At 71.0% G+C, this 23,561-nt stretch carries 22 protein-coding genes and 3 pseudogenes; 6 read left to right on the forward strand and 19 right to left on the reverse strand.

Annotation, left to right across the window (positions count from 1 at the left end):
• Window positions 1-2 precede the first annotated feature (2 nt).
• From scpA to ACZ5WE_RS29375, 3 genes are all read right to left on the reverse strand, one after another.
• On the reverse strand, window positions 3-2,219 hold the full coding sequence (scpA, locus tag ACZ5WE_RS29365; protein ID WP_467693417.1) for a methylmalonyl-CoA mutase: 2,217 nt from the start codon (window positions 2,217-2,219) through the stop codon (window positions 3-5).
• The gene (locus tag ACZ5WE_RS29370) at window positions 2,219-4,069 is read right to left on the reverse strand and encodes a methylmalonyl-CoA mutase family protein (RefSeq protein ID WP_467693418.1); all 1,851 of its coding nucleotides are present in this window, start codon (window positions 4,067-4,069) and stop codon (window positions 2,219-2,221) included. Before ACZ5WE_RS29370 ends, scpA begins: the two co-directional genes overlap by 1 nt.
• A 141-nt stretch (window positions 4,070-4,210) precedes the next feature.
• Window positions 4,211-4,792 carry a hypothetical protein gene (locus tag ACZ5WE_RS29375; RefSeq protein ID WP_467693420.1) on the reverse strand — a complete coding sequence of 194 codons (582 nt, stop codon included), beginning with the start codon at window positions 4,790-4,792 and terminating at the stop codon, window positions 4,211-4,213.
• A gap of 255 nt (window positions 4,793-5,047) precedes the next feature.
• On the opposite strand from ACZ5WE_RS29375, the gene ACZ5WE_RS29380 reads away from it, so the two are divergent.
• On the forward strand, window positions 5,048-5,476 hold the full coding sequence (locus tag ACZ5WE_RS29380) for an SAV_915 family protein (protein ID WP_467693421.1): 429 nt from the start codon (window positions 5,048-5,050) through the stop codon (window positions 5,474-5,476).
• A gap of 60 nt (window positions 5,477-5,536) precedes the next feature.
• Window positions 5,537-6,877 (forward strand): diaminopimelate decarboxylase, encoded by a 1,341-nt coding sequence (gene lysA, locus ACZ5WE_RS29385; protein ID WP_467693423.1) that lies wholly within the window; start codon window positions 5,537-5,539, stop codon window positions 6,875-6,877.
• 21 nt (window positions 6,878-6,898) lie between these two features.
• On the opposite strand, the gene ACZ5WE_RS29390 is transcribed toward lysA, so the two are convergent.
• Complete coding sequence (locus tag ACZ5WE_RS29390) at window positions 6,899-7,534, reverse strand: response regulator (protein ID WP_467693619.1); 636 nt, start codon at window positions 7,532-7,534, stop codon at window positions 6,899-6,901.
• On the reverse strand, window positions 7,534-8,670 hold the full coding sequence (locus ACZ5WE_RS29395) for a sensor histidine kinase (RefSeq protein WP_467693425.1): 1,137 nt from the start codon (window positions 8,668-8,670) through the stop codon (window positions 7,534-7,536). The genes ACZ5WE_RS29390 and ACZ5WE_RS29395 overlap by 1 nt, the downstream gene beginning before the upstream one ends.
• A gap of 134 nt (window positions 8,671-8,804) precedes the next feature.
• On the opposite strand from ACZ5WE_RS29395, the gene ACZ5WE_RS29400 reads away from it, so the two are divergent.
• A complete protein-coding gene (locus ACZ5WE_RS29400; RefSeq protein ID WP_467693426.1) occupies window positions 8,805-9,524 on the forward strand; it encodes a DedA family protein in 720 nt (239 codons plus the stop codon).
• On the opposite strand, the gene purB is transcribed toward ACZ5WE_RS29400, so the two are convergent.
• On the reverse strand, window positions 9,521-10,963 hold the full coding sequence (gene purB / locus ACZ5WE_RS29405) for an adenylosuccinate lyase (protein ID WP_467693428.1): 1,443 nt from the start codon (window positions 10,961-10,963) through the stop codon (window positions 9,521-9,523). The two genes, ACZ5WE_RS29400 and purB, sit on opposite strands and share 4 nt — an antisense overlap.
• A gap of 187 nt (window positions 10,964-11,150) precedes the next feature.
• A pseudogene (locus ACZ5WE_RS29410) lies at window positions 11,151-11,285 on the reverse strand (DUF4259 domain-containing protein); the annotation flags it as partial.
• A 155-nt stretch (window positions 11,286-11,440) separates the two neighbouring features.
• Between ACZ5WE_RS29410 and ACZ5WE_RS29415 the strand changes: the two are divergent.
• Window positions 11,441-11,791 carry a hypothetical protein gene (locus tag ACZ5WE_RS29415; protein WP_363206557.1) on the forward strand — a complete coding sequence of 117 codons (351 nt, stop codon included), beginning with the start codon at window positions 11,441-11,443 and terminating at the stop codon, window positions 11,789-11,791.
• 216 nt (window positions 11,792-12,007) lie between these two features.
• On the opposite strand, the gene ACZ5WE_RS29420 is transcribed toward ACZ5WE_RS29415, so the two are convergent.
• Window positions 12,008-12,787 (reverse strand): SGNH/GDSL hydrolase family protein, encoded by a 780-nt coding sequence (locus ACZ5WE_RS29420; protein WP_467693430.1) that lies wholly within the window; start codon window positions 12,785-12,787, stop codon window positions 12,008-12,010.
• 17 nt (window positions 12,788-12,804) lie between these two features.
• Here ACZ5WE_RS29420 and ACZ5WE_RS29425 point away from each other — a divergent pair, with 17 nt between their 5' ends.
• Entirely contained in the window at window positions 12,805-13,287 is a 483-nt protein-coding gene (locus ACZ5WE_RS29425) for a GNAT family N-acetyltransferase (protein WP_467693432.1), read from the forward strand.
• A 20-nt stretch (window positions 13,288-13,307) separates the two neighbouring features.
• On the opposite strand, the gene ACZ5WE_RS29430 is transcribed toward ACZ5WE_RS29425, so the two are convergent.
• The 3 genes and pseudogenes from ACZ5WE_RS29430 to ACZ5WE_RS29440 form a co-directional block, all read right to left on the reverse strand.
• Window positions 13,308-13,793 carry a DNA-binding protein gene (locus tag ACZ5WE_RS29430; protein ID WP_467693434.1) on the reverse strand — a complete coding sequence of 162 codons (486 nt, stop codon included), beginning with the start codon at window positions 13,791-13,793 and terminating at the stop codon, window positions 13,308-13,310.
• A 315-nt stretch (window positions 13,794-14,108) separates the two neighbouring features.
• The gene (locus ACZ5WE_RS29435; RefSeq protein WP_467693435.1) at window positions 14,109-14,735 is read right to left on the reverse strand and encodes a hypothetical protein; all 627 of its coding nucleotides are present in this window, start codon (window positions 14,733-14,735) and stop codon (window positions 14,109-14,111) included.
• Window positions 14,736-14,798: 63 nt separating this feature from the next.
• Window positions 14,799-15,104: pseudogene (locus ACZ5WE_RS29440) on the reverse strand (carboxyl transferase domain-containing protein); the annotation flags it as partial.
• A gap of 29 nt (window positions 15,105-15,133) precedes the next feature.
• On the opposite strand from ACZ5WE_RS29440, the gene ACZ5WE_RS29445 reads away from it, so the two are divergent.
• Window positions 15,134-15,496 carry an AMP-binding enzyme gene (locus tag ACZ5WE_RS29445; protein ID WP_467693436.1) on the forward strand — a complete coding sequence of 121 codons (363 nt, stop codon included), beginning with the start codon at window positions 15,134-15,136 and terminating at the stop codon, window positions 15,494-15,496.
• On the opposite strand, the gene ACZ5WE_RS29450 is transcribed toward ACZ5WE_RS29445, so the two are convergent.
• The 8 genes and pseudogenes from ACZ5WE_RS29450 to ACZ5WE_RS29485 all read right to left on the reverse strand — a co-directional run bounded on the left by ACZ5WE_RS29450 (window position 15,435) and on the right by ACZ5WE_RS29485 (window position 23,535).
• On the reverse strand, window positions 15,435-16,136 hold the full coding sequence (locus ACZ5WE_RS29450) for an HAD family hydrolase (RefSeq protein WP_467693438.1): 702 nt from the start codon (window positions 16,134-16,136) through the stop codon (window positions 15,435-15,437). The two genes, ACZ5WE_RS29445 and ACZ5WE_RS29450, sit on opposite strands and share 62 nt — an antisense overlap.
• 55 nt (window positions 16,137-16,191) lie before the next feature.
• Window positions 16,192-16,674 (reverse strand): Lrp/AsnC family transcriptional regulator, encoded by a 483-nt coding sequence (locus tag ACZ5WE_RS29455; RefSeq protein ID WP_467693440.1) that lies wholly within the window; start codon window positions 16,672-16,674, stop codon window positions 16,192-16,194.
• Between the two features lie 106 nt (window positions 16,675-16,780).
• Window positions 16,781-17,962, reverse strand: a complete 1,182-nt coding sequence (locus tag ACZ5WE_RS29460) for a MalY/PatB family protein (protein ID WP_467693621.1) — start codon at window positions 17,960-17,962, stop codon at window positions 16,781-16,783.
• 87 nt (window positions 17,963-18,049) lie between these two features.
• A complete protein-coding gene (malX, locus tag ACZ5WE_RS29465; RefSeq protein WP_467693442.1) occupies window positions 18,050-19,657 on the reverse strand; it encodes a maltose/glucose-specific PTS transporter subunit IIBC in 1,608 nt (535 codons plus the stop codon).
• A 338-nt stretch (window positions 19,658-19,995) separates the two neighbouring features.
• Window positions 19,996-20,328: pseudogene (locus ACZ5WE_RS29470) on the reverse strand (MerR family transcriptional regulator); the annotation flags it as partial.
• A 541-nt stretch (window positions 20,329-20,869) separates the two neighbouring features.
• Window positions 20,870-22,213, reverse strand: coding sequence for an aldehyde dehydrogenase family protein (locus tag ACZ5WE_RS29475; RefSeq protein ID WP_467693444.1), 1,344 nt, complete (start codon window positions 22,211-22,213; stop codon window positions 20,870-20,872).
• A 51-nt stretch (window positions 22,214-22,264) separates the two neighbouring features.
• Window positions 22,265-22,834: a TetR/AcrR family transcriptional regulator gene (locus ACZ5WE_RS29480; RefSeq protein WP_467693446.1), complete on the reverse strand. Its 570-nt coding sequence runs from the start codon at window positions 22,832-22,834 to the stop codon at window positions 22,265-22,267.
• Window positions 22,835-22,839: 5 nt separating this feature from the next.
• Window positions 22,840-23,535 carry a type 1 glutamine amidotransferase domain-containing protein gene (locus ACZ5WE_RS29485; protein ID WP_467693447.1) on the reverse strand — a complete coding sequence of 232 codons (696 nt, stop codon included), beginning with the start codon at window positions 23,533-23,535 and terminating at the stop codon, window positions 22,840-22,842.
• Window positions 23,536-23,561: the final 26 nt, after the last annotated feature.

Consider the following 23,561-nt stretch of genomic DNA (forward strand, 5'->3'; position numbering starts at 1 on the left):
GCTCACAGCTCGTGGCCGAGGTCGGCCGCCAGCCGCTTCACCAGGTCGTAGGCGGCGTCCGGGATCACGGTGCCGGGCGGGAAGACCGCAGCGGCGCCCATCTCCAGGAGCGTCGGCACGTCCTGCGGCGGGATCACACCGCCCACCACGATCATGATGTCCTCGCGGCCCTCGGCGGCCAGCTCCGCACGCAGCGCCGGTACGAGGGTCAGGTGCCCGGCGGCCAGCGAGGAGACGCCGACGATGTGCACGTCCGCCTCGACCGCCTGGCGCGCGACCTCCGCCGGGGTCTGGAAGAGCGGGCCGACGTCCACGTCGAAGCCGAGGTCGGCGAAGGCCGTGGCGATGACCTTCTGGCCGCGGTCGTGGCCGTCCTGGCCCATCTTGGCGACCAGGATGCGCGGACGGCGCCCCTCGGCCTCCTCGAAGGACGAGACGAGCGTGCGGGTGCGTTCCACGGACGGGGACGAGCCTGCTTCGGTGCGGTACACACCGGAGATCGTACGGATCTGCCCCGCGTGCCGCCCGTACGAGGTCTCCAGGGCGTCGGAGATCTCCCCGACCGTCGCCTTCGCGCGGGCCGCGTCGACCGCGAGCGCGAGGAGATTGCCCTCCAGGCCCGGACCGGGGTCACGCTCGGCCGCCGCCGTCAGCGCCCGCAGCGCGTCCTGGCAGGCCGCCTCGTCGCGCTCCGCGCGCAGCCGCTCCAGCTTGGCGATCTGCTGGCTGCGTACGGAGGAGTTGTCGACCTTGAGGACGTCGATCTGCTCGTCGGTCTCCACCCGGTACTTGTTGACGCCGATGACGGGCTGGCGCCCCGAGTCGATCCGCGCCTGCGTGCGCGCCGCGGCCTCCTCGACGCGCAGCTTGGGGATGCCCGCGTCGATGGCCTGCGCCATGCCGCCCGCCGCCTCGACCTCCTCGATGTGCTGCCAGGCACGCCGTGCCAGGTCGTGCGTCAGCTTCTCGACGTACGCGCTGCCGCCCCACGGGTCGATCGTCCGCGTCGTGCCCGACTCCTGCTGGATGAGCAGCTGGGTGTTGCGGGCGATGCGCGCGGAGAAGTCGGTCGGCAGGGCGAGGGCCTCGTCGAGTGCGTTCGTGTGCAGCGACTGGGTGTGGCCCTGCGTCGCGGCCATCGCCTCGACGCACGTACGCGTGACGTTGTTGAACACGTCCTGCGCGGTGAGCGACCAGCCCGAGGTCTGCGAATGGGTGCGCAGCGAGAGCGACTTGGCGTTCTTCGGGTCGAACTGCTTGACCAGCTTCGCCCACAGGAGCCGAGCCGCGCGGAGCTTGGCGACCTCCATGAAGAAGTTCATGCCGATCGCCCAGAAGAAGGAGAGTCGCGGCGCGAACGCGTCGACGTCCAGGCCCGCTTCCTGACCGGCCCGCAGATACTCCACACCGTCCGCGAGGGTGTACGCCAGCTCCAGGTCGGCCGTCGCGCCCGCCTCCTGGATGTGATAGCCGGAGATCGAGATGGAGTTGTAGCGCGGCATCTTCTGCGAGGTGTACGCGAAGATGTCGGAGATGATCCGCATCGAGGGCTTGGGCGGATAGATGTAGGTGTTGCGGACCATGAACTCTTTGAGGATGTCGTTCTGGATGGTCCCGGCAAGTTTCTCGGGCGGCACGCCCTGTTCCTCGGCGGCCACGATGTAGAGCGCGAGCACGGGGAGCACGGCGCCGTTCATCGTCATCGACACCGTCATCTTGTCCAGCGGAATGCCGTCGAAGAGCTGACGCATGTCGTAGATCGAGTCGATCGCCACGCCCGCCATGCCGACGTCGCCGGTCACCCGCGGGTGGTCGCTGTCGTAACCGCGGTGCGTCGGCAGGTCGAAGGCGACCGAGAGGCCCTTCTGGCCTGCCGCGAGGTTGCGGCGGTAGAAGGCGTTGGACTCCTCGGCGGTGGAGAACCCGGCGTACTGCCGGATCGTCCAGGGCTGGTTGACGTACATCGTCGGGTAGGGGCCGCGAAGGTAGGGCGCGACACCGGGGTACGTCTCCAGGAAGTCGAGGCCTTCGAGGTCGGCGCCCGTGTACAGCGGCTTGACCGCGATGCCCTCCGGCGTCTCCCACAGCAGATCGTCGTCGGCCTTGCCGGTGGACTCCTTGACGGCGCTGCGCCACTGGTCCTTGGAGACCTCGGTTTTCGGGACCTCGGACGAGGCGTCCGGCGTCAGACCGACGCCGGAGAAGTCGGGGATCGCCATTACGCCACTCCCATGTGGTCGAGGGTGGAGGAGAGCACGGACACGGCGTCGCAGCCCGCGAAGACATACGCGTCGACGGCGGCATACTCGGCGGGCCGTCCCGCGAGGAACACCCGCCGCGCGCCTGCCGACCCGAGCGCTTCGGCGACCGCTTCGGCCTTCTCTTCGTAGAGCGCGTCGCTGGAGCAGAGACATGCCACCGTGGCGCCGCTGGCCTTGAACGCCTCTGCGGCCGTCGTCGCGTCCACCGTCACCGGTTCGTGTACGGCCTCGATGCCGCCCGCCTGGAAGAGATTCGACGCGAAGGAGGCCCGTGCGGTGTGCGCGGCGGCGGGGCCGAGCGCGGCGATGAACACCCGGGGGCGGGCCCCAGTCGATGCGAGGTGCGCGTCCGAGCGGGAACGCAGGACCTCGTACGCCTCGTCGCGGCGGACGCGCGGCAGACCGCCGGACGCCTCGGCGGGCGGGGCCTCGCGCTCGACCGGACGCTCCGTCAGGTTCGGGAACTCGCTGACGCCGGTGATCGGTTCGCGCCGCTTGGCCAGCTTCTCGCTGCGCTTGGCCCAGGTGGCGGCGAGCCGTTCGCCGATCAGACCGGAGCGCAGAGCCGCGGCCTGGCCGCCCGCGCGCTCGATCTCCTGGAAGAACTCCCAGCCCGCGTACGCCAGTTCGGCGGTGAGCCGCTCCACGTACCAGGAGCCGCCCGCCGGGTCGATCACGCGAGCGAGATGCGACTCCTCCAGGAGGATCGTCGAGGTGTTGCGGGCGATGCGGCGCGCGAACGCGTCCGGAAGGCCGAGCGAGTGGTCGAACGGCAGGACCGTCACCGAGTCCGCGCCGCCGACGCCCGCGCCGAGGCAGGCCACCGTCGTGCGCAGCATGTTCACCCACGGGTCGCGACGGGACATCATCACCGGCGAGGTCACGGCGTGCTGGCGCTGCGCCCCCGCCTCCGGGGCGCCGCACACCTCGGCCACGCGCGCCCAGAGCCGCCGGGCGGCCCGCAGCTTGGCGATGGTCAGGAACTGGTCGGCGGTGGCCGCGTACCGGAACTCCAGCTGGGCGCAGGCCGCTTCGACGGTGAGCCCCGTCTCGGTCAGCTCGCGCAGGTAGGCGACCGCCGTGGCGAGCGATGCGCCGAGCTCCTGCCCGGCCGAGCCGCCCGCCTCGTGGTACGGCAGGGCGTCGACGGCGAGCGCGCGGAGGTTCGGGTACTCCTGCCCGCACAGCCGGGCCAGTTCGAGCGCGGCGGCCGGGTCGAGCCGCTCGCCGGTGCGGGCCTCGTGGCCCAGGGGGTCCGCGCCGAGGGTGCCGCGCGCCGCGTCCTTCGGGACGCCCCGCTCCTCGTAGAGCCGGAACAACTCGCGTGCGGCGGGCTCGCATTCGGCGCCCGCGTCCAGGGCGAGTGGCGCCAGGTCGAGGTAGACGCCATCAAGAGCGCGCGCTATGCCGGACACCGGCAGAGCGCCGGGGCCGATGCCGAGCCACAGCGAGGTGACGCCGTTCTCCAGGTCCGCGAGCACGGTCTCGTTCGAGCCCACGGGATCCGTGGCCGCGTGCCGCTGCCGTACGTCCCAGCCGGCCGCGGCACTGCCCGCGGCGGTGCCGCCCCTGACAAAGGGGGCGAAACCCGGGTAACCGGCGTCGGGCGCGGCTTCGCGGGCGGTGTACAGGGGGCGGGTGCTGAGCCCGTCCTCGAGTGCGGTGGACAGCGCTTCCTCGGCGGCCGGCCCCGATACGTCCTTACCCGATTTGCGCAGCACGCCTTCCACCAGGCGCTGCCACTGCTCATGGGTCGCATCAGGGAACTCGGCGGCCAGGGAAAGCCCGTCGTCAGGCAGGACCGTCATGGGCATGATGCTAGGGCGGAACCCCTGGCACTCGGTGCCGTCCAGGGCTGTGACCTTGGCCTCTTCCGAACTCTCTTGATCTCAAACGAGCGGGCGGCTACGGCGGCGCGTGGCCCGGGCCCCTCCACGCCCGCTCCGGAGTCATTCCAGGCCAGAGGCCCTGAAGACCCCCTCAGCCGTCTCGCGGTCGACACGGTCCGAGAGCCGGCGCAAGGCGGTCGTCCCGCTAAGGAGCGATCCGTCGGCGACAGATGTGCGCGCACCCGCGGCGACGAGACGCCAGAGCGCCGGATTGACGACGAGTACCTCGGGGTCAAGGAGGACCTCGCCACCGGACGCGTCCCGCAGGACGAGCCGAGGCGCGATGCCGTCGCGACGGCGCACCGCCACGAGCCGGTCGAGGCGCACCGACCGGACGCGGACCGGGCCACGGGAGACCAGGGTCGTGCCGTGCGCCGCCACGCGCGGCGGCGTCAGCACGGCGAACAGCAGCACGCCGAGCCCCAGCCAGAGCAGCGCGCGCCGGACGCCGAGCCCGCCGGTCGCCGCGTCAAGGGCGAGCAGCAGTCCGAACAGCAGCGTGGCGCAGGCGGCCGCTGAGCGGGCGTCCCCGGCCCAGGTGAGGTCGTGCGTCCAAGGGGCGTGCGTCCACGGGGCGTGCTTCCGGGGCGTCGCGGGGACGCCGGAGGTGCGCCGTGCGGGGCGCGTGGTACGTCGGGCCATGAGGCGACGCTAGAGGCGCCCCCGGCCCGCACGCGCCGTCGAGCTCGACTCTTGACGCACCGCTGATGTGACCGCCGGCGCGTTCCTCCGCTCGCGTCAAACCCTCGTCAACACCGGCTGCTCATCCGTCAACGTCCCGTCATGGTGGGGAGGTTGGTACCTGGTGCCGGGCATAGCGTCGGTGCAGGCCCCCGGGTTCCCGCCCGGCCCCGGGGGGCCGCCCTTCACCGAACAGCATCCTCAAGGAGGAACCCCATGGCAGTGCCCCAGTGCGGCGAGGACCCCGAGCCGTCCGAACCCGGCCCGGCCGGACCGCTCTTCGTCCCCGTCCGGCCGGGACCCGCGGGCTGCGTCGCCCGCCTGTTCCGCACACCCGTGGGCGGCCGCACCGCCGTGGCCTTCACCACGCCCCAGCGGCTCAGCACCGCCCTCGGTGACCGCCAGACCTGGATCAGGCTCTCGGAGCCTGCGCTGCGGTCGCTCACCGAGCCGCTCGGCGTCCGCGAGGTCACCGTCGACCCGCGGCTGGCCGCGCATCCCGTCGGCGGCCCCGAACGCGCTCTCGTACGCGCCCCCGAGCGGCGCACTCCCGCCTGGCGCGAGTGGGACCCGCAGGCGGTCGGCGCGCTGCGCGTGACGGGGGCCGCGGCGCTGGTCGGCGCCCTGACCACCTGGATCGGCTGAAGACGCGAAGCGCAACAGGACAAGAACGAGGACGAGGACGAGGCGAGGAGAGAACCTGCCATGACCACCCTGCACGAACTCGCACCCCCGGACGCCACCGCCGGCGACGACCTGTCCGTCTGGCCCGCGTCCACCGCGCGGCTGCCCCACGGCGACCTCGCCGTCGGTGGCGTACCGCTCACCGAGATCGCCGAGCGCTTCGGCACCCCGGCGTACCTCATCGACGAAGCCGACGTACGCACACGCTGCCGCACCTACCTGCACGCCTTCCCCGATGCCGAAGTGCACTACGCCGCGAAGGCGTTCCTGTGCCGCGCGATGGCCCACTGGGTGGCGGAGGAAGGGCTCGGGCTCGATGTCTGTTCCGCCGGTGAGCTGGAGCTCGCCGTCACCACGGGTTTCCCCGCCGAGCGCATCGTGCTGCACGGCAACGCCAAGAGCCCGCACGACCTGGAGGCCGCGCTGCGGCTCGGCGTGGGGCGCATCGTCATCGACAGTGCCTCCGAGATCGCCCGGCTCGCCGCCGCCGTGCCGCCGGGCAGTCGGCAGAAGGTGATGGTCCGGGTGGTGCCGGGCATCGCGGCAGGGGGTCACGCCAAGATCCGCACCGGGACGGACGACCAGAAGTTCGGTCTGTCGATCACCGACGGTTCCGCGCAGCACGCGATCGCCCGCATCCTCGGCCAGCCCGGACTCGAACTGACCGGACTGCACTGCCACTTGGGCTCGCAGATCACCACCGACAAGCCGTTCCTCGCGGCCGTACGCCGCCTGGTCGGCCTGATGGCCCGCGTCAGGGACCAGCACGGCGTCACCCTCCCCGAACTGGACCTCGGCGGTGGCCACGGCATCGCCTACCGTCCCGGCGAGCCGGCGCTCGACATCACCACCCTCGCCCGCAGAGTGCGCGCGGAACTGATCGAGAGCTGTGCGGCGGCCGGGCTCACCGTCCCCAAGCTGCTCATCGAACCGGGGCGCGCGATCGCGGGCCCCGCGGGGGTCGCCCTCTACCGCGTGCTCGCCGTCAAGCGGACCGGCGGACACACCTTCGTCGCCGTGGACGGCGGGATGAGCGACAACCCGCGGCCCGCCCTGTACGGCGTGCGGTACGCGCCGCGCCTGATCGGGCGGCGCTCCACGGTTCAGCCCGCCCCGGTGACGGTCGTCGGGCGGCACTGCGAGGCGGGCGACGTGCTCGCCTCCGACATCGAACTGCCGGGTGACGTACGGCCGGGAGACATCCTGGGCGTGCCGGTGGCCGGGGCGTACCACCTGTCGATGGCGTCCGGCTACAACCTCGTCGGGCGCCCGCCCGTGGTGGCCGTCGCCGACGGGAGCGCGCGGCTCCTGGTGCGGCGCGAGTCCCTCGAGGACTTCCGCGGCAGGGACGTCGGCCTGTGAGCGTCACGGACTGACAGGATGTCAGGACCCGAGATAGCGCAGGACGGCGAGCACGCGGCGGCTGTAACCGGTCGTCCCGGTCAGTTCCAGCTTGTCGAAGATCGCGTTGATGTACTTCTCGACGGCACTCTGCGAGACGTACAGCTGCCCGGCGATCGCCGCGTTCGTATGCCCCTGCGCCATCTTGCCGAGCACCTCGCGCTCCCGCGGGGTCAGGCGCCGGAGCGGGTCGGTGTGGCTGCTGAGGGTCAGCAACTGCCGTACGACCTCGGGGTCGAAGGCGGTCTGGCCCGAGGCGACACGCTCCAAGGCGTCCAGGAACTCGTCGACTTGGACGACCCGGTCCTTGAGCAGATAGCCGACGCCTTCAGTGGCGGTGCTCAACAGCTCGGTGGCGTAACGGCGTTCGACGTACTGCGACAGCACGAGGACGCTCGTCCCGGGCCACTCCTTGCGGATCTCCAGCGCGGCCCGCAGCCCTTCGTCGGTGTGCGTGGGCGGCATGCGTACGTCGATCACGGCGGCGTCCGGCGGATCCTCGGCCACGGCGGTGAGCAGCGCCTGCGCGTCACCGACCGAGGCCGTGACGGTGTGCCCCTCGTCCGCGAGGAGCCGGGCCAGGCCCTCCCGCAGCAGCGTCGAGTCGTCGGCGAGCATTACGCGCATGGCAGCTCCGCGGTGATGAGGGTGGGCCCTCCGGCGGGGCTGTCCACGGTGAGGGTGCCGTCCAGGGCCGCCACACGCCGGGCGAGCCCGAGCAGACCGCTGCCGGACGGATCGGCGCCGCCCCGCCCGTCGTCCTCGACGCGCAGGTGCAGCACGGCACTTCGCTGCTCGGCATGGACGGTGACGAGGGCGGCGTCCGAGTGCTTGACGGCGTTCGTGACGGCTTCGGCGGCGACGAAGTAGGCCACGGCCTGCGCGGTCGGGGGCGGAGTCTGGTGCAGGGCGCAGTCGAGACGTACGGGAATGGCCGCCCGCTCGGCGACCGTCTCCAGGGCGGCGGCGAGGCCGCCCTCGTCGAGGGCGGCGGGGTAGACCCGCCAGGCGACGTCGCGCAGTTCGACGAGGGCCTGCTGGGTCTCCTCGTGCGCCTGGGCGAGGAGCCGCGCGGACTTCTCGGGATCGGAGGCGCGGCGGGCCCTGCCGAGCAGCATGCCGAGGGCGACGATGCGCTGCTGGACACCGTCGTGCAGATCGCGTTCGATGCGGCGCCGTTCGTCGTGCACGGCCTCCACCACCCCGGCGCGGCTGGCGACGAGTTCACCGATCCTGCGCTCCATGAGCTGCCCGTCGTTCGGGCCGAGGAAGCGCCGCGCGTGCCGCTCGTCCGCGAGCGCGACGCCGTACGTCCCCTGCACGCAGAGGTAGAGCAGGAACAGACCGCCGATCGAGGAGAGCACCAGGGTTCCGGGGGAGCTGATGTCGGCGACGAACCAGCCCCACACCGCAAGCGAGGCATACCCCGCACCGAGCAGCGCGCAGGCGAGCACGACACCGCCGAGCAGTCCGACGGCCCAGCGCGAGGCGATGTAGTTCACGGCGGGCAGACCGGTCGGAGGCGTGGCGAGTTCGGTGCCGAAGAAGGCGGCCATGCGGCGGCGCTCCATCTCGGCGAGCCTGCGGGCGCCGCCCACGATCCGGGTTTCGGCACCGCGCCCGGTGCGCCGCCCGAGCGTGGCAAGCAGCCACAGCCCGGCCAGCAGGGCGAAGGCCAGCTCGACGAGCCCGGTGAGGGCACCGGCGAGGACGCCGACCGTCACCCTGAGCCAGCGCTTGATGTGCGTACGCATGATCGGTCACGCTAGCCGAGCGGCTGCCGCGCCGGGACTGCGGAAAACCACAATGCCGCCCTGCGGTCCACCGCACACGACGTTTGTGGCCCCCCTCATACCTCCGGGCGCCCCACTTACCTAGCGTCGAAGGCATGATCCTCACTGCCGCGCACCATGCGTCCGCCGCCGGGCACGAAGCGCCCACCGGCGGCATCGCGGGCTGGGCCACCGACATGATGGACTCGCTCGGCGCCCCCGGCGCCGGATTGGCCATCGCCCTGGAGAACCTCTTCCCACCGCTGCCCAGCGAAGTGATCCTGCCGCTTGCCGGCTTCGCCGCGAGCCAGGGCAGGTTCGGAGTCGTCGAGGCCCTGATCTGGACCACGGCGGGCTCCGTGATCGGCGCGCTCGCGCTCTACGCGATCGGCGCGCTGCTCGGCAGGGAGCGAACCGTGGCCATCGCGGCCCGCCTCCCGCTCGTGAAGGCGTCCGACATCCAGCGCACGGAGAAGTGGTTCGCCCGGCACGGCACCAAGGCGGTCTTCTTCGGCCGGATGATCCCGATCTTCCGCAGCATGATCTCGGTCCCCGCGGGCGTCGAGCGGATGCGGCTGCCCGTCTTCCTCGCCCTGACGACCGCGGGCAGCCTCATCTGGAACGCCGCGTTCATCCTGATCGGCCATGCGCTCGGCGCGCGCTGGCACCAGGTAACGGACCTGGTGGGCGTGTACTCCAAGGGCGTTCTCGCGGTGGTGGCACTGGCGACGCTGACGTTTGTGGCGCTGCGGGTGAGCGCCCCGAAGGGGCGCGGGGAACTGCGTGACAAACCGCGACACACCCGTAGAAAGGGAAGCGCCCGCCGCAAGCCCTAAAGAATCGCCCCCGGCGCGTAGGCCGCGGCCTCAGGGTGCTCCTTGACCACCGCGTCGATCTGCGCCACGAGGACAGAGACCTGGTCACTGGCGGCACCGGTGAACGACAGCTTGTCCGCCATGAGCTCATCCAGCTGCGCCCGATCCAGCGGGATACGCGAATCCGCGGCGAGCTTGTCAAGCAGCTCGTTCCGCTCGGCACCCTGCTCACGCATGGCCAGCGCGGCGGCCACCGCGTTCTCCTTGATGGCCTCGTGGGCCTCCTCGCGGCCGACGCCCGCCCGCACCGACGCCATCAGGACCTTGGTCGTGGCGAGGAAGGGGAGGTAGCGGTCCAGCTCACGCGCGACGACGGCGGGGAAGGCACCGAACTCGTCGAGCACAGTGAGGAAGGTCTCGAGCAGCCCGTCCAGTGCGAAGAACGCGTCCGGCAGGGCGACACGGCGTACGACCGAGCAGGAGACGTCGCCCTCGTTCCACTGGTCGCCCGCCAGCTCGCCGGTCATCGACGCGTAGCCGCGCAGGATGACGGTGAGGCCGTTCACGCGCTCGCAGGAGCGGGTGTTCATCTTGTGCGGCATCGCGGACGAGCCGACCTGGCCCGGCTTGAAGCCCTCGGTGACGAGCTCGTGCCCGGCCATCAGACGGATGGTCTTGGCCAGCGAGGAGGGGCCGGAGGCGAGCTGCACCAGGGCGGTGACGACCTCGTAGTCGAGGGAGCGGGGGTAGACCTGGCCGACCGAGGTGAAGGCGCGGTCGAAGCCGAGGTGCCCGGCGATCCGCTGCTCGAGCTCGGTGAGCTTCTCGGCGTCGCCGCCGAGCAGGTCGAGCATGTCCTGAGCCGTGCCGACGGGTCCCTTGATGCCGCGCAGGGGGTAGCGGCGCAGCAGGTCGTCCACACGGCGGTACGCGACGAGCAGCTCGTCGGCGGTCGTCGCGAAGCGCTTGCCCAGGGTCGTCGCCTGCGCGGCCACGTTGTGCGAGCGGCCGGCCATGACCAGCTCGGCGTACTCGCCCGACAGCTTTCCGAGCCGCGCGAGCACCGCGACGGTGCGGTCGCGCACCAGCTCCAGGGAGAGGCGGACCTGCAGCTGCTCCACGTTCTCGGTCAGGTCGCGGGAGGTCATCCCCTTGTGGACCTGCTCGTGCCCGGCGAGGGCGTTGAACTCCTCGATGCGGGCCTTCACGTCATGACGCGTGACCTTCTCGCGCTCGGCGATCGAGGCGAGGTCGACATCGTCGATGACCCGCTCGTAGTCGGCGAGGGCGGCGTCCGGCACCTCGATCCCCAGGTCCTTCTGCGCCCGCAGGACGGCGAGCCAGAGCTGACGCTCCAGCTTGACCTTCTGCTCGGGCGACCAGAGGGTGGCGAGCTCGGCGGAGGCATAACGCCCGGCGAGGACGTTCGGGATACGGGGCTTTGCAGGCGCGACAGTCACGTGTACGGAGTTTACCTGCCGCCCGAGCTGCTCTTTGACCGTCCGTACAGTCCGGAAAGCGCAGGTCATTGGAGCATCGTCCAGGATGCGCGGTGCGGCCTGCCGCGACGGCGATCACTCGCAGGGTTCCCTGCGCGGGGCCCTGCAGCACACGCCGCAACGCGTCCACGTTCCGGCGCCATGGCTGCGGGGCCCCGCCCGGACACTGCGCGGCGGCCAGAGAGGCGGCGGCCACGGCCGTCTCGGCGACATCGGCGTCGAGGTCCCCGCAGAAATCCGCCGGGGTGTCGTTGTCGTACGGCCCGACATCCCAAGTACCCATACCCGCTCCCGCTCTTGTCCCGGTCAAGGCATCGTGCCATCGACCACTGACAACGGCCGTCCACCGGCCGGTTCGCGGAAACCGGGCCCCGCACCTGCCTGCGCCCCGGCTGTGCCGCAACTCCCGTTGATCCGCCTACGTCTAGGCTTCATGGCATGGAGCAGCGCGAGATCATCCAAAGAGTTGTGGGCATCCTGACCGAGGCGATCGAGATGCGCCGACAGGTACGTGAGAACCCGGACGGCGAGGTCGAACCCAGCGGCGCGGTCGGCGCGATGCTCGAGGAGATGCTGCCGCGCATCGAAATCCCCGCCGACGCCACCGCCATAGAGGTGGCCGAGGTAGTGGGCCGGGAACTGAGCCCGGTCATCGAGCAGATCACGTCGGCCTTCGCCTTCTCCTTCGCACAACTGGCGGAGGCCCACGACGAGGGCCGCACGGACGTGACGTCGGCGGACGTGCTGCAGTCCATCGCGCTGCATTTCGAGGATGAGGTGGAGGAGTAGGGAGGGGTACGCGGTATTCGGGGGGGGCGAGGTACGGACATGGACCAAGGCCTGGCGGCCGTAATCGGCGCGGCCGTGGGGGGCGTAGACGACGGACCTGGTCGCCGAGCCGCTGCTGCTCGTCACCCGCTGGAGCACGGGCTCGTCACCGGCCCCGGACGATCAGCTACGGTCCTTCGCCCGCGCCATGGAAGCCTCGCCCAGGGTCGGACGCGCTTACGCCCGCGGATCCTCGTAAGGCAGCAGATCCGGGCGCTTGGCCGGGAGGCCGTCGCCGGAGGAGCGGCCTGTGAGGCGGCGGGCGATCCACGGGGCCAGGTGTTGCCTGGCGAAGCGGATGTCGGCTACGCGGCGTGCCGACCAGTTCGGTGCGGCCGCGGCGGGGAGCGGGGTCCGCCAGTCGTCCTCGGGGTCGTAGCCGAGGGACTGCCACACCGCTTCGGCGACCCTGCGGTGGCCCTCGGCCGTCAGGTGCAGCCGGTCCACGTCCCAGAGGCGCTGGTCGCCGAGCGCGCCCGATCCGTACAGGTCCACGACCGTGGCACCGTGCCGTGCCGCCAACGCGTCGATGTGGACGAAGAGTTCTTCCATACGGGGGCGGAAACGCTGCATGACGGGGCCGTTCCTGCCCGGGCTGCGCATCAGGACAAGCTGCTTGCACGCGGGGGCGAGACGTTCGACCGCCTCCTCCAGGAGGCCGCGTACGCGGACCATGTCGCACTTGGGGCGCAGCGTGTCGTTGAGGCCGCCCACCAGCGTGATCACATCGGGCTGCATGGCAGCCGCGACATCCACCTGCTCGGCCACGATCTGCCCGATGAGTTTCCCGCGCACCGCGAGGTTCGCGTACCGGAAACCGGGGGAGGCGGCGGCCATCCGGGCGGCGAGCAGATCGGCCCAGCCGCGGTAGCTGCCGTCGGGCAGCAGGTCCGACATGCCCTCGGTGAAGGAGTCGCCGACCGCGACGAGACTGGTGTAGTTGGCATTCATCTGCATGGCGGGAGCGATCGTACATGGAGCTTCGTCCCTTCGCCGTGGCGGATGCGGTCACGGTGGCGCGCTGGCCCGCCTCCGTCGCCGACGTTGCTCTGTGGTGCGGGCTGCGCGACTTCCCCGTGGACGCGCGAGTGGTCGCCGGCTGGCAGCTGGAGGGAGATGTGCGCGGGTACGCGCTCGTCGAGGGGGAGGCGCTCCTCGGCTATGGGGAGGTGTGGTGCGACGAGGAGGAGGGGGAGGCGGAACTCGCCCGGATCATCGTGGCGCCGGGCGCCCGGGGGCGAGGTGCCGGGCGTGTACTGGTGCGGGGGCTGACCGGGCTCGCTCTGCGGGCCGGATACCCGGAGATCTTCATGCGCGTCCACCCGGGGAACGCCACGGCCCTGCGCTGCTACCGCGGCACCGGATACCTCCCCGTCGACCCCGCCCTGGCCACGGAGTGGAACGCCCCGCAGCCGGTCGGCTATGTGTGGCTCCGGCACGCGGGCGAGGGGGCGTGAGCAGCGCTGCCGCCAAGCCGTCACCGGCCCGTAGGAGCGGCTTCCGGGTCGATCGTTGTGCGGCCGACCAGCCGTTCGTAGCGCTGCCTGGCGGCCTGCGGAGTGCCCAGGCCCAGGCCGAAGGCGATCTCCGGCCAGGTCATGCCGCGACCGCGCGCCATCTGCAGAAGCCCTGCCTCCACCTCGTCCATCTCGCCGCGCGCCATCGGCATGAGCGTCAGCGCCGCGGTGATGTCCGCGTGGTCCACCTCCGGTTCGCCCTCCGCGGGATGCGCGATGCCGGTCAGCAGGAACGTCACGAGCCGCGCCGCCTCGTACGGGCCGATGATCGTGGCGTGGGCCTGTCGGCGTCGCTGCTCGTCCGTGGCCGCGTGTCGCTCGACGATGCGGAACAGGGCGGCGGGGGCGCGGCCCGCGCGTACCCGGTCGGGGTGCGTGGGGCTGAAGGGGTCGGTTTCGGTGGGCGCGTTCTCGGTGTGCCGCTGTCCGGGAGTCGGGGAGGTCATGGGGGTCAGCGTCGATGGGAGCACGCGATGCTGTCAAGGTTTCGTTGTGAACAATCTGTTTGCACCTCCTCTCTGTGTCGCCGGTCGGGTCGCCGTATGGAACGGTAGGAAACGTCCGAAATGCCACTCGTGGCCAACCTGGCGAACCTGGCGAGAGGGGAATCGCATGTCATCGAAGCGACGCCGCAAGAAGAAGGCACGCCGCAAGCACCCGGCCAACCACGGCAGCCGCCCCCAGTCCTGACCGCTGGCCGTGCGTCCTGTGCAACCGGCTCCCCCCGGCCCGGGGTAGGTGATCAGGGCGACCCGTGGCGATCAGTACATGATCCCCACGAGGCCGTCCCCCTGTTCCGCGCAGATGAGCCCGCCCGCGCAACAGGCGCCCCAACTGCCGGAGCCGGGCCCGAGGAGGGTCGCCCGCTCCCAGTGCTCCGCGGTCGGTCTGGCCCGCGAGAGGCGCAGGCCCAGTTCTTCCACGGCCACCTCCGCGGGAAGCTGTCCTCCGGACGGAGTGGCGGCCCCTGGCAGCACGGCCAGGATCTCCGCGGCGGGATAGCCGAACAGGTCGATGTCGTCCCAGGCCACCGGGGTCACCTCCGGTCGGTCCGCACGGCCCGCCCGGTCCGCCCCGGCCCGTGCCTGGATCTCCACGCGGGCGAGCCGGTCCGTGACCCCGGGCCCGCCACCACCGAAACCCAGGACGACGCCGTCGAGCTCGGCGTCGAAGTTCCACTCGGGTTCGAAGAGGAGGCCGCCGAGCCAGGCGTCGTGCGCGTGCCGGAGCTCCGCGTACTGGCCCAGGGTCAGTCCCATGCACTGCCTGCGGTGTGTGACCCTGTCGGGCGGCAGCAGTTCAAGGACCTCGCCGGGTGTCATCCCGAACTTCAACAGCCCAGCGCCGCCCGGCAGTTCCACGCCGACTTCTCGCAACAACTCCAACATTGCACCATTGTTCACCCGTTGACCCAGGTGGCAAGGCTGTTGACGAGATCACACAGAAACCGGTCATGGCCGTCGCCCGCCCGCCCCCTCCAGCGCCGACAGGATCCAACTCCTCGACTCCGCCGGGTCGATGACCGCGTCGATCTCCAGCGCGGCCGCGGTGTTCACCGCCTTGCCGTGCTCGTACAACTCGGCGACATGGGCGTCGAACACCCGCTGCCGCTCCCCGGGATCGGCGATCGCGGCCAGCTCCTTGCGGTAGCCCAGGCGGACGGCGCCCTCGAGCCCCATGCCGCCGAACTCGGCGCTCGGCCACGCTGCGCGAGCTGCGCGCCCGCCGGCGACATCGGGCGCCTCGACGAGGACGGCTCCTCCACTACCTGGGCCGCGACAAGGGCATGATCAAGGTCAAGGGCATGGGCGTCTTCCCCGCCGAGGTGGAGAACCTGCTCACCCGGCACCCCGACGTCCTCGCGGCGGCCGTGGTCGCCGTCCCGGACGCGGACGCCGGCCAGCGGCCCTACGCCTACGTGCGCACCGCCTCCGGCAGTGCGCTCACCGCGCAGGAGATGGGCGCCTGGGCAGCCGGTGCCATGGCGACATACAAAGTGCCGGCCGTCGAGATCCTCGACGAGCTGCCCCTCACCGCGACCGGAAAGATCAAGAAGACGGAGCTCGCGGAGTGGGCCGCGACGACGGCTACCGCTGTGTCCGCGGCCGCGTCAGCGCGGTCAGGTGGTCCCATGCCGCCTGCGCCGTGAACTCGGCCTGCCCGCCCCGGAGCAGCAGCCCCGCCGAAGCGAACGCCGGTTCGTCCGCGTGGGCGGTGACGTAGGGGATCGCGATGCACCGCATGCCCGCCGCGTGCGCCGCCGTCGCGCCCGGAGCGGCATCCTCCAGGACCACGCAGTCGGCCGGGTCCGCACCGAGGAGCGCGGCGGCGGCCAGGAAGACGTCGGGCGCGGGCTTGCCGTGCGCGACCTCGTCGGCCGAGACGACCGTGGTCAGGTGCGCGTCGAGTCCGGTGCCGCTAAGGATCGCCTCGATCGCCGCGCGGGACGACCCGGAGGCCACGGCCATCGGCACCCCGGCACCGCGCAGTCGCTCCACGAACTTCCGCATCTCGGGGAAGACGTGCGTGTCGGCGCGGGCCAGCTCCAGATAGCGGCGGTCGAGCTCCGGGAGCAGTTCGGCGACCGGCACCTCGATGCCGTACAGGTCGTTCCAGACGGCGAGGCTCTCCTGGGTGCTGATGCCCACGAACCGCTCGTTGTCGGCCCACGTGTAATCGATGCCGTGCTCGGCGAGGAGACCGCGTTGTGCCGCGAAATAGTTCGGCTCGCTGTCCACGAGAGTGCCGTCGAGATCGAAGATGACCGAGGTGTCGCCGAAGGTGCTCATGGACTCCAGCATGCCAAAGCCGCAGCTCACCGCCGCACGGGTGGGCGGCGGCTGATCACTTCCGATCGGCGGATGCCCTGCCGATCGACTCGACCAGCGGCAGCAGGCGGTGCGGGACGCGCTCGCGCAGGGCCATCTCCGTACGGGTGCGGACCACGCCCGGCATCTGGATCAGCTGCTGGACCACGTCCTCCAGGTGGCCGTTGTCCCGGGCGACCACGCGGGTCAGGAGATCACCGCCGCCGGTGATCGAGAAGGCCTCGATGATCTCCGGCACGGCGGCGAGCGCGTCGCCCACCTCGTCCAGGTGCCCCTGCGTGACCTCGATGTGCACAAAGGCGAGCACGGGATGCCCGAGCGCGGCGGGCGAGAGGGAAGGCCCCGTCCCAGTGATCACCCCGTCCCGCTCCAGCCGGTCGAGCCGGGCCTGCAGGGTGCCGCGGGCGACACCGAGCACACGCGCGTACTCACGGACGCTGGTGCGGGGCTGCTCCAGGAGGAGCCGCAGAATGCGGGTGTCGAGTTCGTCGACGGCCATGGTGCGGGGTCTCCCGGCTACGAGGGATGAACCTCGTGACTGTACCAATGGAACCTGTGGGACAGCCGCACGCAGACTGGTCTGACCTGCGGATACTGGCTGGTCCTCAGGCCTCGGACGGTCCCGGCCCCCCACCTCGGACAGCCCCGTCCCTCCGGTGGATCGCCCCTATCGCCTCCACCAGTGCCGTGACGCCCCGCTCGGCCTTGGCACGTGGACAGCCCACGTTCAGGCGCAGATGGCCGGGGGAACCGTACGCCGTGCCGGGCATGATCGCCACCTTCTGGGTCTCGATCAGCTCGCGTTGCAGGGCCTCGTCGTCCACGCCCAGGGGGCGTACGTCGATCCAGGCGAGGTAACCAGCCTGTGGCGGAGCCCAGTTGAGGGACGGGAACGCCGAGTTCAGCCGGTCGGCGACGAGTTGGAGATTGCCGCGGAGATAGGCCCCCAGATCCTCGAGCCAGGGGGCTCCCTCCCGGTACGCGGCGATGTGTCCGACCAGTGAGAGCACCGCCGGGGACGAGAGGCCGTCGGCCTCCTTGAGATCGCGGAGATACGCGTCGCGTGCGGCAGGGGCGCCGATGATGCCGTAACTGCCCGTGAGCGCCGGGATGTTGAAGGACTTCGAGGCCGATGTCACCACCGCCCAGCGGCCTTCGCGGCCCCCGTGCAGGGGCCAGGGGCGGTGGACGTGCGGCGGGTGGGCGAGGTCCGAGTGGATCTCGTCGCTGATCACCGCGACGCCGTACCGCGCGCACAGTGCCGCCATGCGGTCCAGCTCGGCCCGTGTCCAGACGTGGCCGGTGGGGTTGTGGGGCGAGCACAGCAGCAGAACGGCCGTGTCCGGCAGGGAGAGCAGCCGTTCCAGCTCGGTCCAGTCGCCCAGCGGGCAGCGCAGCAGCCGCCGCTCGTGGGCGGCGACGGTCTTCGGAAAGGCGTCGTACGCCGGTGTGTGGACCACGACGCCGTCGCCGGGGCGCGACCACAGCCGCAGCAGCCGGCCGACCTGGTAGATCACGGAAGGGCCGTAGACGATCGAATCCGGGGCCACCTCGGTCGCGTGGCGTTCTCCGTACCAGTCGACGATCGCGGAGAGGAAGTCGGCCTGGCGCCAGCGGGAGTAGCCAAGGACACCGTGGTCGAGCCGGCCGCGGAGGGCCGAGAGGACGGCGGGCGCGGTCTCGAAATCCATGTCCGAGATGGTGAAGGGCAGCAGGCCGGGGACGCCGAAGCGGTCCTCGACGTAGTCCCACTGCGTGCACCACGTGCCGTGCCGGTCGACCGGCACATCGAAGTCAAAGGGCGCGAAGTCAAAGGGCTGGGGGACAGAGGGCTGGGGGTCAGAGGGCTGGGGGTCAGAGGGCTCGGGCACCGGTCAGCCCACCCGGACCATCGAGGCGATCGCGTCCTTCACCGACTGCACCTGCGGGCCGATGATGACCTGCACGTTGTGCGCGTCGAGCGTGATGACGCCGACCGCGCCGAGCTTCTTCAGACGGGACTCGTCGACGCGTCCGGCGTCCTCGACCGTCATGCGCAGGCGGGTGATGCAGTTGTCGAGGGTCTGGATGTTCTCGGCGCCGCCGATCGCCTCCAGGATCGCCACCGCGTCGTACTTCCCCGCGATGAGCTCACGCGGAGCCGCCGCCCCATCCTCCGCGGGAGTCGCCCCTTCCTCGGCGGCCTCCTCCGCCGGGGGCTCGTCGCGCCCCGGCGTCTTGAGGTCGAAGCGGGTGATGGCCCAGCGGAAGAGGAAGTAGTAGCCGGCGAACCACACCGCGGCGATCACCGGGATCAGGTACCACTTCGTGGTCGTGCCCTGAAGGACCCCGAACACGAGCCAGTCGATGACGTTGCCGTCGGTGTTGCCGATGAACACCCCGAGGACGGCGGCGGTCAGGAACCCGAGGCCGACGAGCACGGCGTGGATCAGGTACAGCCACGGCGCGATGAACAGGAAGAGGAACTCCAGCGGTTCGGTGATGCCGCCGACGACACACGCGACGACGCCGGAGATGAGGAGCGCCTTGATCTCCGGGCGCATCTTCCTGTTCGCGCAGTGATACATCGCGAGGGCCGCGCCCGGCAGCCCGCCGAGGTAGACCGCCATCTTGCCCTGGGACAGGAAGTGGGTGGCGCTTGTGACCGAATCGCCGGGCGGGTTGGCGCAGTTGAGCTGGGCGTAGAAGAGGTTCAGCGCGCCGGAGACATGGTCGCCGCAGACCGCGCCCGAGCCGCCGACATCCGTGAAGCGGAACATCGCGACGAGGATGTGGTGCAGGCCGATCGGGCGCAGGAGCACCTCTCCCATGCCGAAGAAGAACGGGCCGAAGACGCCCGCGTGACCGATCGCGCGCCCGAGATCCGTGATCCAGCCGTTGAACGTCGGCCACACCAGCGGAATGAGCAGCCCCAGCAGGCTGAGTACGAGCGTCGAGATGATCGGCACGAACCGCAGACCGCCGAAGAAGGCGAGAGCATCGGGCATCCGCTGGGCACGAAAGCGCTGGTGGAGCACGCTGACAACGATGCCAACAGCGACGGCGCCAAGCAGTCCCGTATCGATGGACTGGATGCCGATCACGTCGGCGATGCCGTAGTGGGCGATGGCCTTCTCGTCCTCGAGATCCACGCCCTTGGCGGTGAGGTAGAAGTTCACCGCCAGGTTCATCGCGGCGTAGCCGACGAAACCGGAGAACGCCGCGACGCCCTTGTCCTCGCGGGCGAGGCCGAGCGGGATGGCTATCGCGAACATCACGGGGAGGAACTTGAAGGCGACGAGGCCGGTGCTCGCCATCCATGTGAAGACGAGGTGGAAGCCCTCGCCCTGGAGGAAGGTCAGATTCTCGGTGACGGCCTCGCTGGAGAGCGAAGAGCCGATGCCCAGCATGATGCCGCAGAACGCGAGCAGGGCCACCGGAAGCATGAACGTCTTGCCGAGGCCCTGGAGGAACTCCCAGAGCGCGGACTTGGTCTTCTGCATGTGTGGGGGTCTTTCGGGCCTGAGCGGAGGCGTGCAAGGACCGGCCCACGGGCACGCGGGCCAGGACGGTGGCCGGTCACATGCTGCACACAGGGATCGCCTGCTGCTCAGCGCGGAAGGTCCGTCGATCCACGCCGAAGGTCGATCGATCCGCCCGACCGGATGAGATCACAGCAGATCGGGGGCTGTCCATGGCCGTTGCGCATGGTGTGCGCGGCCCTCGGGTGTGCGGTGTTCGCAGCACCGCTCACCGGCGAGGACCGCCGGACTCCGGTCATGACGCCGCTGGCTGCAGGGGCACCCGTTCTTGAGGATTGCCGTCGCGCACCGCGTCGAGACTCCGCGATGGCGTCCCTGTTGCGGGCCAGGCAGTTGACGCGTTCGGTCATGCGGTCCCGCTGGTGTTCCAAGGTGGCGATCATCTCCGGTGTCGCGTCCGGGAAGTAGATGGTTCGGGGCTTGTCCAGGCACGGCAGGATCTGCTTGATGATGCGGGTGGGAAGGCCCGTGTCGAGCAACCCTCTGATCTGCACGACCCGGTCCACGAAGCGTTCGTCGTACTCGCGGTAGCCGTTCGCCGTGCGCTCGGCCATGATGAGGCCCTGCTCCTCGTAGTAGCGCAGCAGTCGCCGGGGTGTCCCGGCGCGCTCCGACAGCTCCCCGATCCGCATCTGCCGGACGGCAGCGACCTGCCCCACTCGCGCGCCTCGGCCGCCCTGTCCAGGGCGGCGCGCAGCCGCTTCTCCTTGCCGAACTCACGGCGGAACTCGCCGTGGTCATGCCCTGGCCCACCTCGGCCCGGGGCACCGCGAACGACGCGGTGCCATCGCTGTGCACCTGGACTGCGATCAGGCCGGACGTCGGCGCCGCCGCCAGGTTCTGCAGATCCCCCAGGTCGAGCAGGTTCTCGGGCTGCGGAGGCGACGGCACCACGGCCTCGGCCGACTCCCCGCCCGCCGAGTCCACCCCGAGCCGGACACCGACGGCCAGCGTCGGCGCCGCGAGCAGATACGCGAGCACCCTGCGGCGGCCGGGCCCGTCGGACGCGTCGGGCAGCAGCTCTTGTTCCGCCGTGCGTGCTCCTCTCGGGGGACGCGAACGGCCGTGGGGGAGCCGTTGCGTTGATCGACCGCGCAGCTTATGGCGCGGAGGCCGAGAGGAGCACAGGCAGGGCGGAAACTGCACACAGCCGCCACAGGGACTGGCCGGGAATCACCCCAGGGGTACGTCGAGCCGGGCCTTGCGGTGGCTGAACGTGGCGATGGAATGCGGGCCGTGGTAATTCCCGACGCCGCTCTCGCCGACTCCGCCGAACGGCAGCTCGGGGACGCGCAGATGAGCCATCGGAAGGCCGAAGCCGAGGCCGCCCGACGACGTCTCCGCGGCGAGGCGCTGCCGTGTCGTCTCGCTCTCGGTGAAGCCGTAGAGGGCGAGCGGCTTGTCGCGGTCGTTGATGAACGCGATGGCCTCGTCGAGCCCCCCGACGTTCACGATCGGGAGTACGGGACCGAAGATCTCCTCCCGCATGACCGGCTCGTCGGGCTGCACGTCGGTCAGGACGGTCGGCGCGATGTAGACGTCGTCGCGGTCGCTCTGCCCGCCGAACGCCGTCTTCCCGGAGCCGAGGAGGGCGGAGACCCGGTCGAAGTGCCGCTCGTTGACGATGCGTCCGTAGGCTTCCGAGGACTTGGGGTCCGCGCCGAACACCCGCTCCACGGCCGTCCGCAGCTCCCGGGCAAGGGCGGGCGCGGTGTCCGGGTCGGTCAGTACGTAGTCGGGGGCGACGCATGTCTGGCCCGCGTTACGGAACTTGGACTCGGCCAGGCGGGTGGCGACGGCTGCCAGGTCGACGTCCCGGTCCACGAACACCGGTGACTTGCCGCCGAGTTCGAGGGTGACCGGGGTGAGGTGCTCTGCGGCGGCGCGCATCACGATGCGGCCGACGGCGCCGTTGCCGGTGTAGAAGATGTGGTCGTAGCGCTGGGCGAGCAGCGCGGTGGTCTCCGGCACGCCGCCCTCGACGACGGCGACCGCGTCCGTGTCCAGGTACTCGGGGATGAGCCGGGCGATCAACTCCGAAGTGGCCGGGGTGACTTCGCTCGGCTTCAGGACGGCGGTGTTGCCCGCCGCCAGCGCGCCCACGAGGGGGATGAGCAGGAGCTGGACGGGGTAGTTCCACGGCGCGATGATCAGGACGGTGCCCAGCGGTTCGTACTGCGTACCGGCGGTCGATCCCTCGGGCAGCCCCGCGAGAGCGCCGGGCGCGAGCTGCTGCGGGCTCAGCCACTCCTTCAGATGGGCCAGCGTGTGGTCGATCTCCCGTACGGGGAGGTCGACTTCGGCGGTGTGCGCTTCGGTCCGCGGCTTGTGCAGATCGGCGTAGAGGGCATCCACGATGTCCTCGCGGTGCTCCGTGAACAGGGAGCGCAGCTGGGTGAGCTGCTCCTCGCGCCAGGCCAGGGGCCGGGTGCGGCCGGTGGCGAAGGTGGAACGGAGCTTGGCGACGAGGGCTGCGGGGTCGAGTACTTCCGGCTCGAGCACTTCGGGGTGGTGCATGAGGGGTCTCCTCGGGAGGTCTCAGGTAGGGCGGCTGTGTGCAAGGGGCGGTCAGCGGGTCGTCGTCGTGGTGACCGGCGATCCCAGCAACCCGGTCAGGAGCGCGTCCGTGGCGGGGCCGAAGAGCCCGCGGCCGTCGGCCACGGACTCCAGGCCTGTGACCAGGGCGATGCAGATGTCGGCGGCCTCGGCGGGCTCCACCGCGGCCGGGGTCCCCGCTTCGGTGAAGAGGTCGATGAGCAGGCGCCGCAGCGAGCCGGTGAAGCCGTGGCAGATGTCGCCGAAGACGCGGGCCTTCGCGTCGAGGAGTTCGGCGGAGTGCGGTGAGTCCCCGGCCAGACGCAGGACCAGGTCGAGCTTGGCGGCGAGGACGCCCCGGACGCGCTCGGCGATGGAGGTGTCATCGGCCGCCGCCTCCCGGGCCCGCGCGAGCGCCTCGGCGTGCAGGCGCTCGGCGAGCTTGCGGAAGGCGTCGTCCTTGTTGCGGACGTACTGGTAGACCGCTGACCGGGACACGCCCATCGTGGAGGCGATGTCGTCCATCGTGGTGCGCCGTACGCCGTACCGCGTGAGGGAGTCGTAGGTGGCGTCGAGGACCTCTTCGAGCCGGTCGCTGCCCATGAGGGTCAGGCCAGCTTCTTGAGCAGCTCGTCCGCCAACGGAGCCGCTGAGGCGGGGTTCTGACCGGTGATCAGGTTGCGGTCGACGACCACCTTGGGGGCCCACGCCTCGCCCTCCTGGAAGTCGGCGCCCGCCGCGACGAGCCGGTCCTGGAGCAGCCACTCGGCCTTCTCCGCGAAGCCGGACTGCGTCTCCTCGACATTGGTGAAGCCGGTCAGCTCGTACCCCGCGAACGTGTTGGAGCCGTCCTCCTTGGTGGCGGCGAGCAGGGCGGCCGGGCCGTGGCAGACGACGCCGAGGGGCATGCCGATCTCCAGCGCGGCGCCGAGCAGCCTGCCGGACTCCGCGTTGACGGCGAGGTCCTCCATGGGTCCGTGGCCGCCGGGGACGAAGACCGCCGCGTACTCCGCGAGGTCGACCTCCTCCAGCTTGACCGGAGACAGGAACTCGGCGATTTCCGCGAGGGTCGTGGCGACCTTCTCGGCGCCTTCCTCGCCGCCGTTGAACTCGGGCGCGAGGCTCGCCTGGTCGACGGTCGGTACGACGCCGCCCGGTGTCGCGACGACGATCTCGTGTCCGGCGGCCTTGAACGCCTCGTACGGCGCGACGGCCTCCTCGGCCCAGAAGCCGGTCGGGTGCTGGGTTCCGTCAGCCAGCGTCCAGTGGTCGGCGCCGGTCACGACGAACAGGATCTTGGACATGGTGTCTCTCCGAGGCTGGAATCTCT

It is taken from the genome of Streptomyces sp. NPDC033180 (assembly GCF_055577645.1).

Excerpts from the sequence above, each read along its gene's own strand:
- scpA (WP_467693417.1), bottom strand. The coding sequence starts at position 2,219 with ATGGCGATCCCCGACTTCTCCGGCGTCGGTCTGACGCCGGACGCCTCG.
- ACZ5WE_RS29370 (WP_467693418.1), bottom strand. The coding sequence starts at position 4,069 with ATGACGGTCCTGCCTGACGACGGGCTTTCCCTGGCCGCCGAGTTCCCT.
- ACZ5WE_RS29375 (WP_467693420.1), bottom strand. The coding sequence starts at position 4,792 with ATGGCCCGACGTACCACGCGCCCCGCACGGCGCACCTCCGGCGTCCCC.
- ACZ5WE_RS29380 (WP_467693421.1), top strand. The coding sequence starts at position 5,048 with ATGGCAGTGCCCCAGTGCGGCGAGGACCCCGAGCCGTCCGAACCCGGC.
- lysA (WP_467693423.1), top strand. The coding sequence starts at position 5,537 with ATGACCACCCTGCACGAACTCGCACCCCCGGACGCCACCGCCGGCGAC.
- ACZ5WE_RS29390 (WP_467693619.1), bottom strand. The coding sequence starts at position 7,534 with ATGCTCGCCGACGACTCGACGCTGCTGCGGGAGGGCCTGGCCCGGCTC.
- ACZ5WE_RS29395 (WP_467693425.1), bottom strand. The coding sequence starts at position 8,670 with ATGCGTACGCACATCAAGCGCTGGCTCAGGGTGACGGTCGGCGTCCTC.
- ACZ5WE_RS29400 (WP_467693426.1), top strand. The coding sequence starts at position 8,805 with ATGATCCTCACTGCCGCGCACCATGCGTCCGCCGCCGGGCACGAAGCG.
- ACZ5WE_RS29415 (WP_363206557.1), top strand. The coding sequence starts at position 11,441 with ATGGAGCAGCGCGAGATCATCCAAAGAGTTGTGGGCATCCTGACCGAG.
- ACZ5WE_RS29420 (WP_467693430.1), bottom strand. The coding sequence starts at position 12,787 with ATGCAGATGAATGCCAACTACACCAGTCTCGTCGCGGTCGGCGACTCC.
- ACZ5WE_RS29425 (WP_467693432.1), top strand. The coding sequence starts at position 12,805 with ATGGAGCTTCGTCCCTTCGCCGTGGCGGATGCGGTCACGGTGGCGCGC.
- ACZ5WE_RS29430 (WP_467693434.1), bottom strand. The coding sequence starts at position 13,793 with ATGACCTCCCCGACTCCCGGACAGCGGCACACCGAGAACGCGCCCACC.
- ACZ5WE_RS29435 (WP_467693435.1), bottom strand. The coding sequence starts at position 14,735 with ATGTTGGAGTTGTTGCGAGAAGTCGGCGTGGAACTGCCGGGCGGCGCT.
- ACZ5WE_RS29445 (WP_467693436.1), top strand. The coding sequence starts at position 15,134 with ATGATCAAGGTCAAGGGCATGGGCGTCTTCCCCGCCGAGGTGGAGAAC.
- ACZ5WE_RS29450 (WP_467693438.1), bottom strand. The coding sequence starts at position 16,136 with ATGAGCACCTTCGGCGACACCTCGGTCATCTTCGATCTCGACGGCACT.
- ACZ5WE_RS29455 (WP_467693440.1), bottom strand. The coding sequence starts at position 16,674 with ATGGCCGTCGACGAACTCGACACCCGCATTCTGCGGCTCCTCCTGGAG.
- malX (WP_467693442.1), bottom strand. The coding sequence starts at position 19,657 with ATGCAGAAGACCAAGTCCGCGCTCTGGGAGTTCCTCCAGGGCCTCGGC.
- ACZ5WE_RS29475 (WP_467693444.1), bottom strand. The coding sequence starts at position 22,213 with ATGCACCACCCCGAAGTGCTCGAGCCGGAAGTACTCGACCCCGCAGCC.
- ACZ5WE_RS29480 (WP_467693446.1), bottom strand. The coding sequence starts at position 22,834 with ATGGGCAGCGACCGGCTCGAAGAGGTCCTCGACGCCACCTACGACTCC.
- ACZ5WE_RS29485 (WP_467693447.1), bottom strand. The coding sequence starts at position 23,535 with ATGTCCAAGATCCTGTTCGTCGTGACCGGCGCCGACCACTGGACGCTG.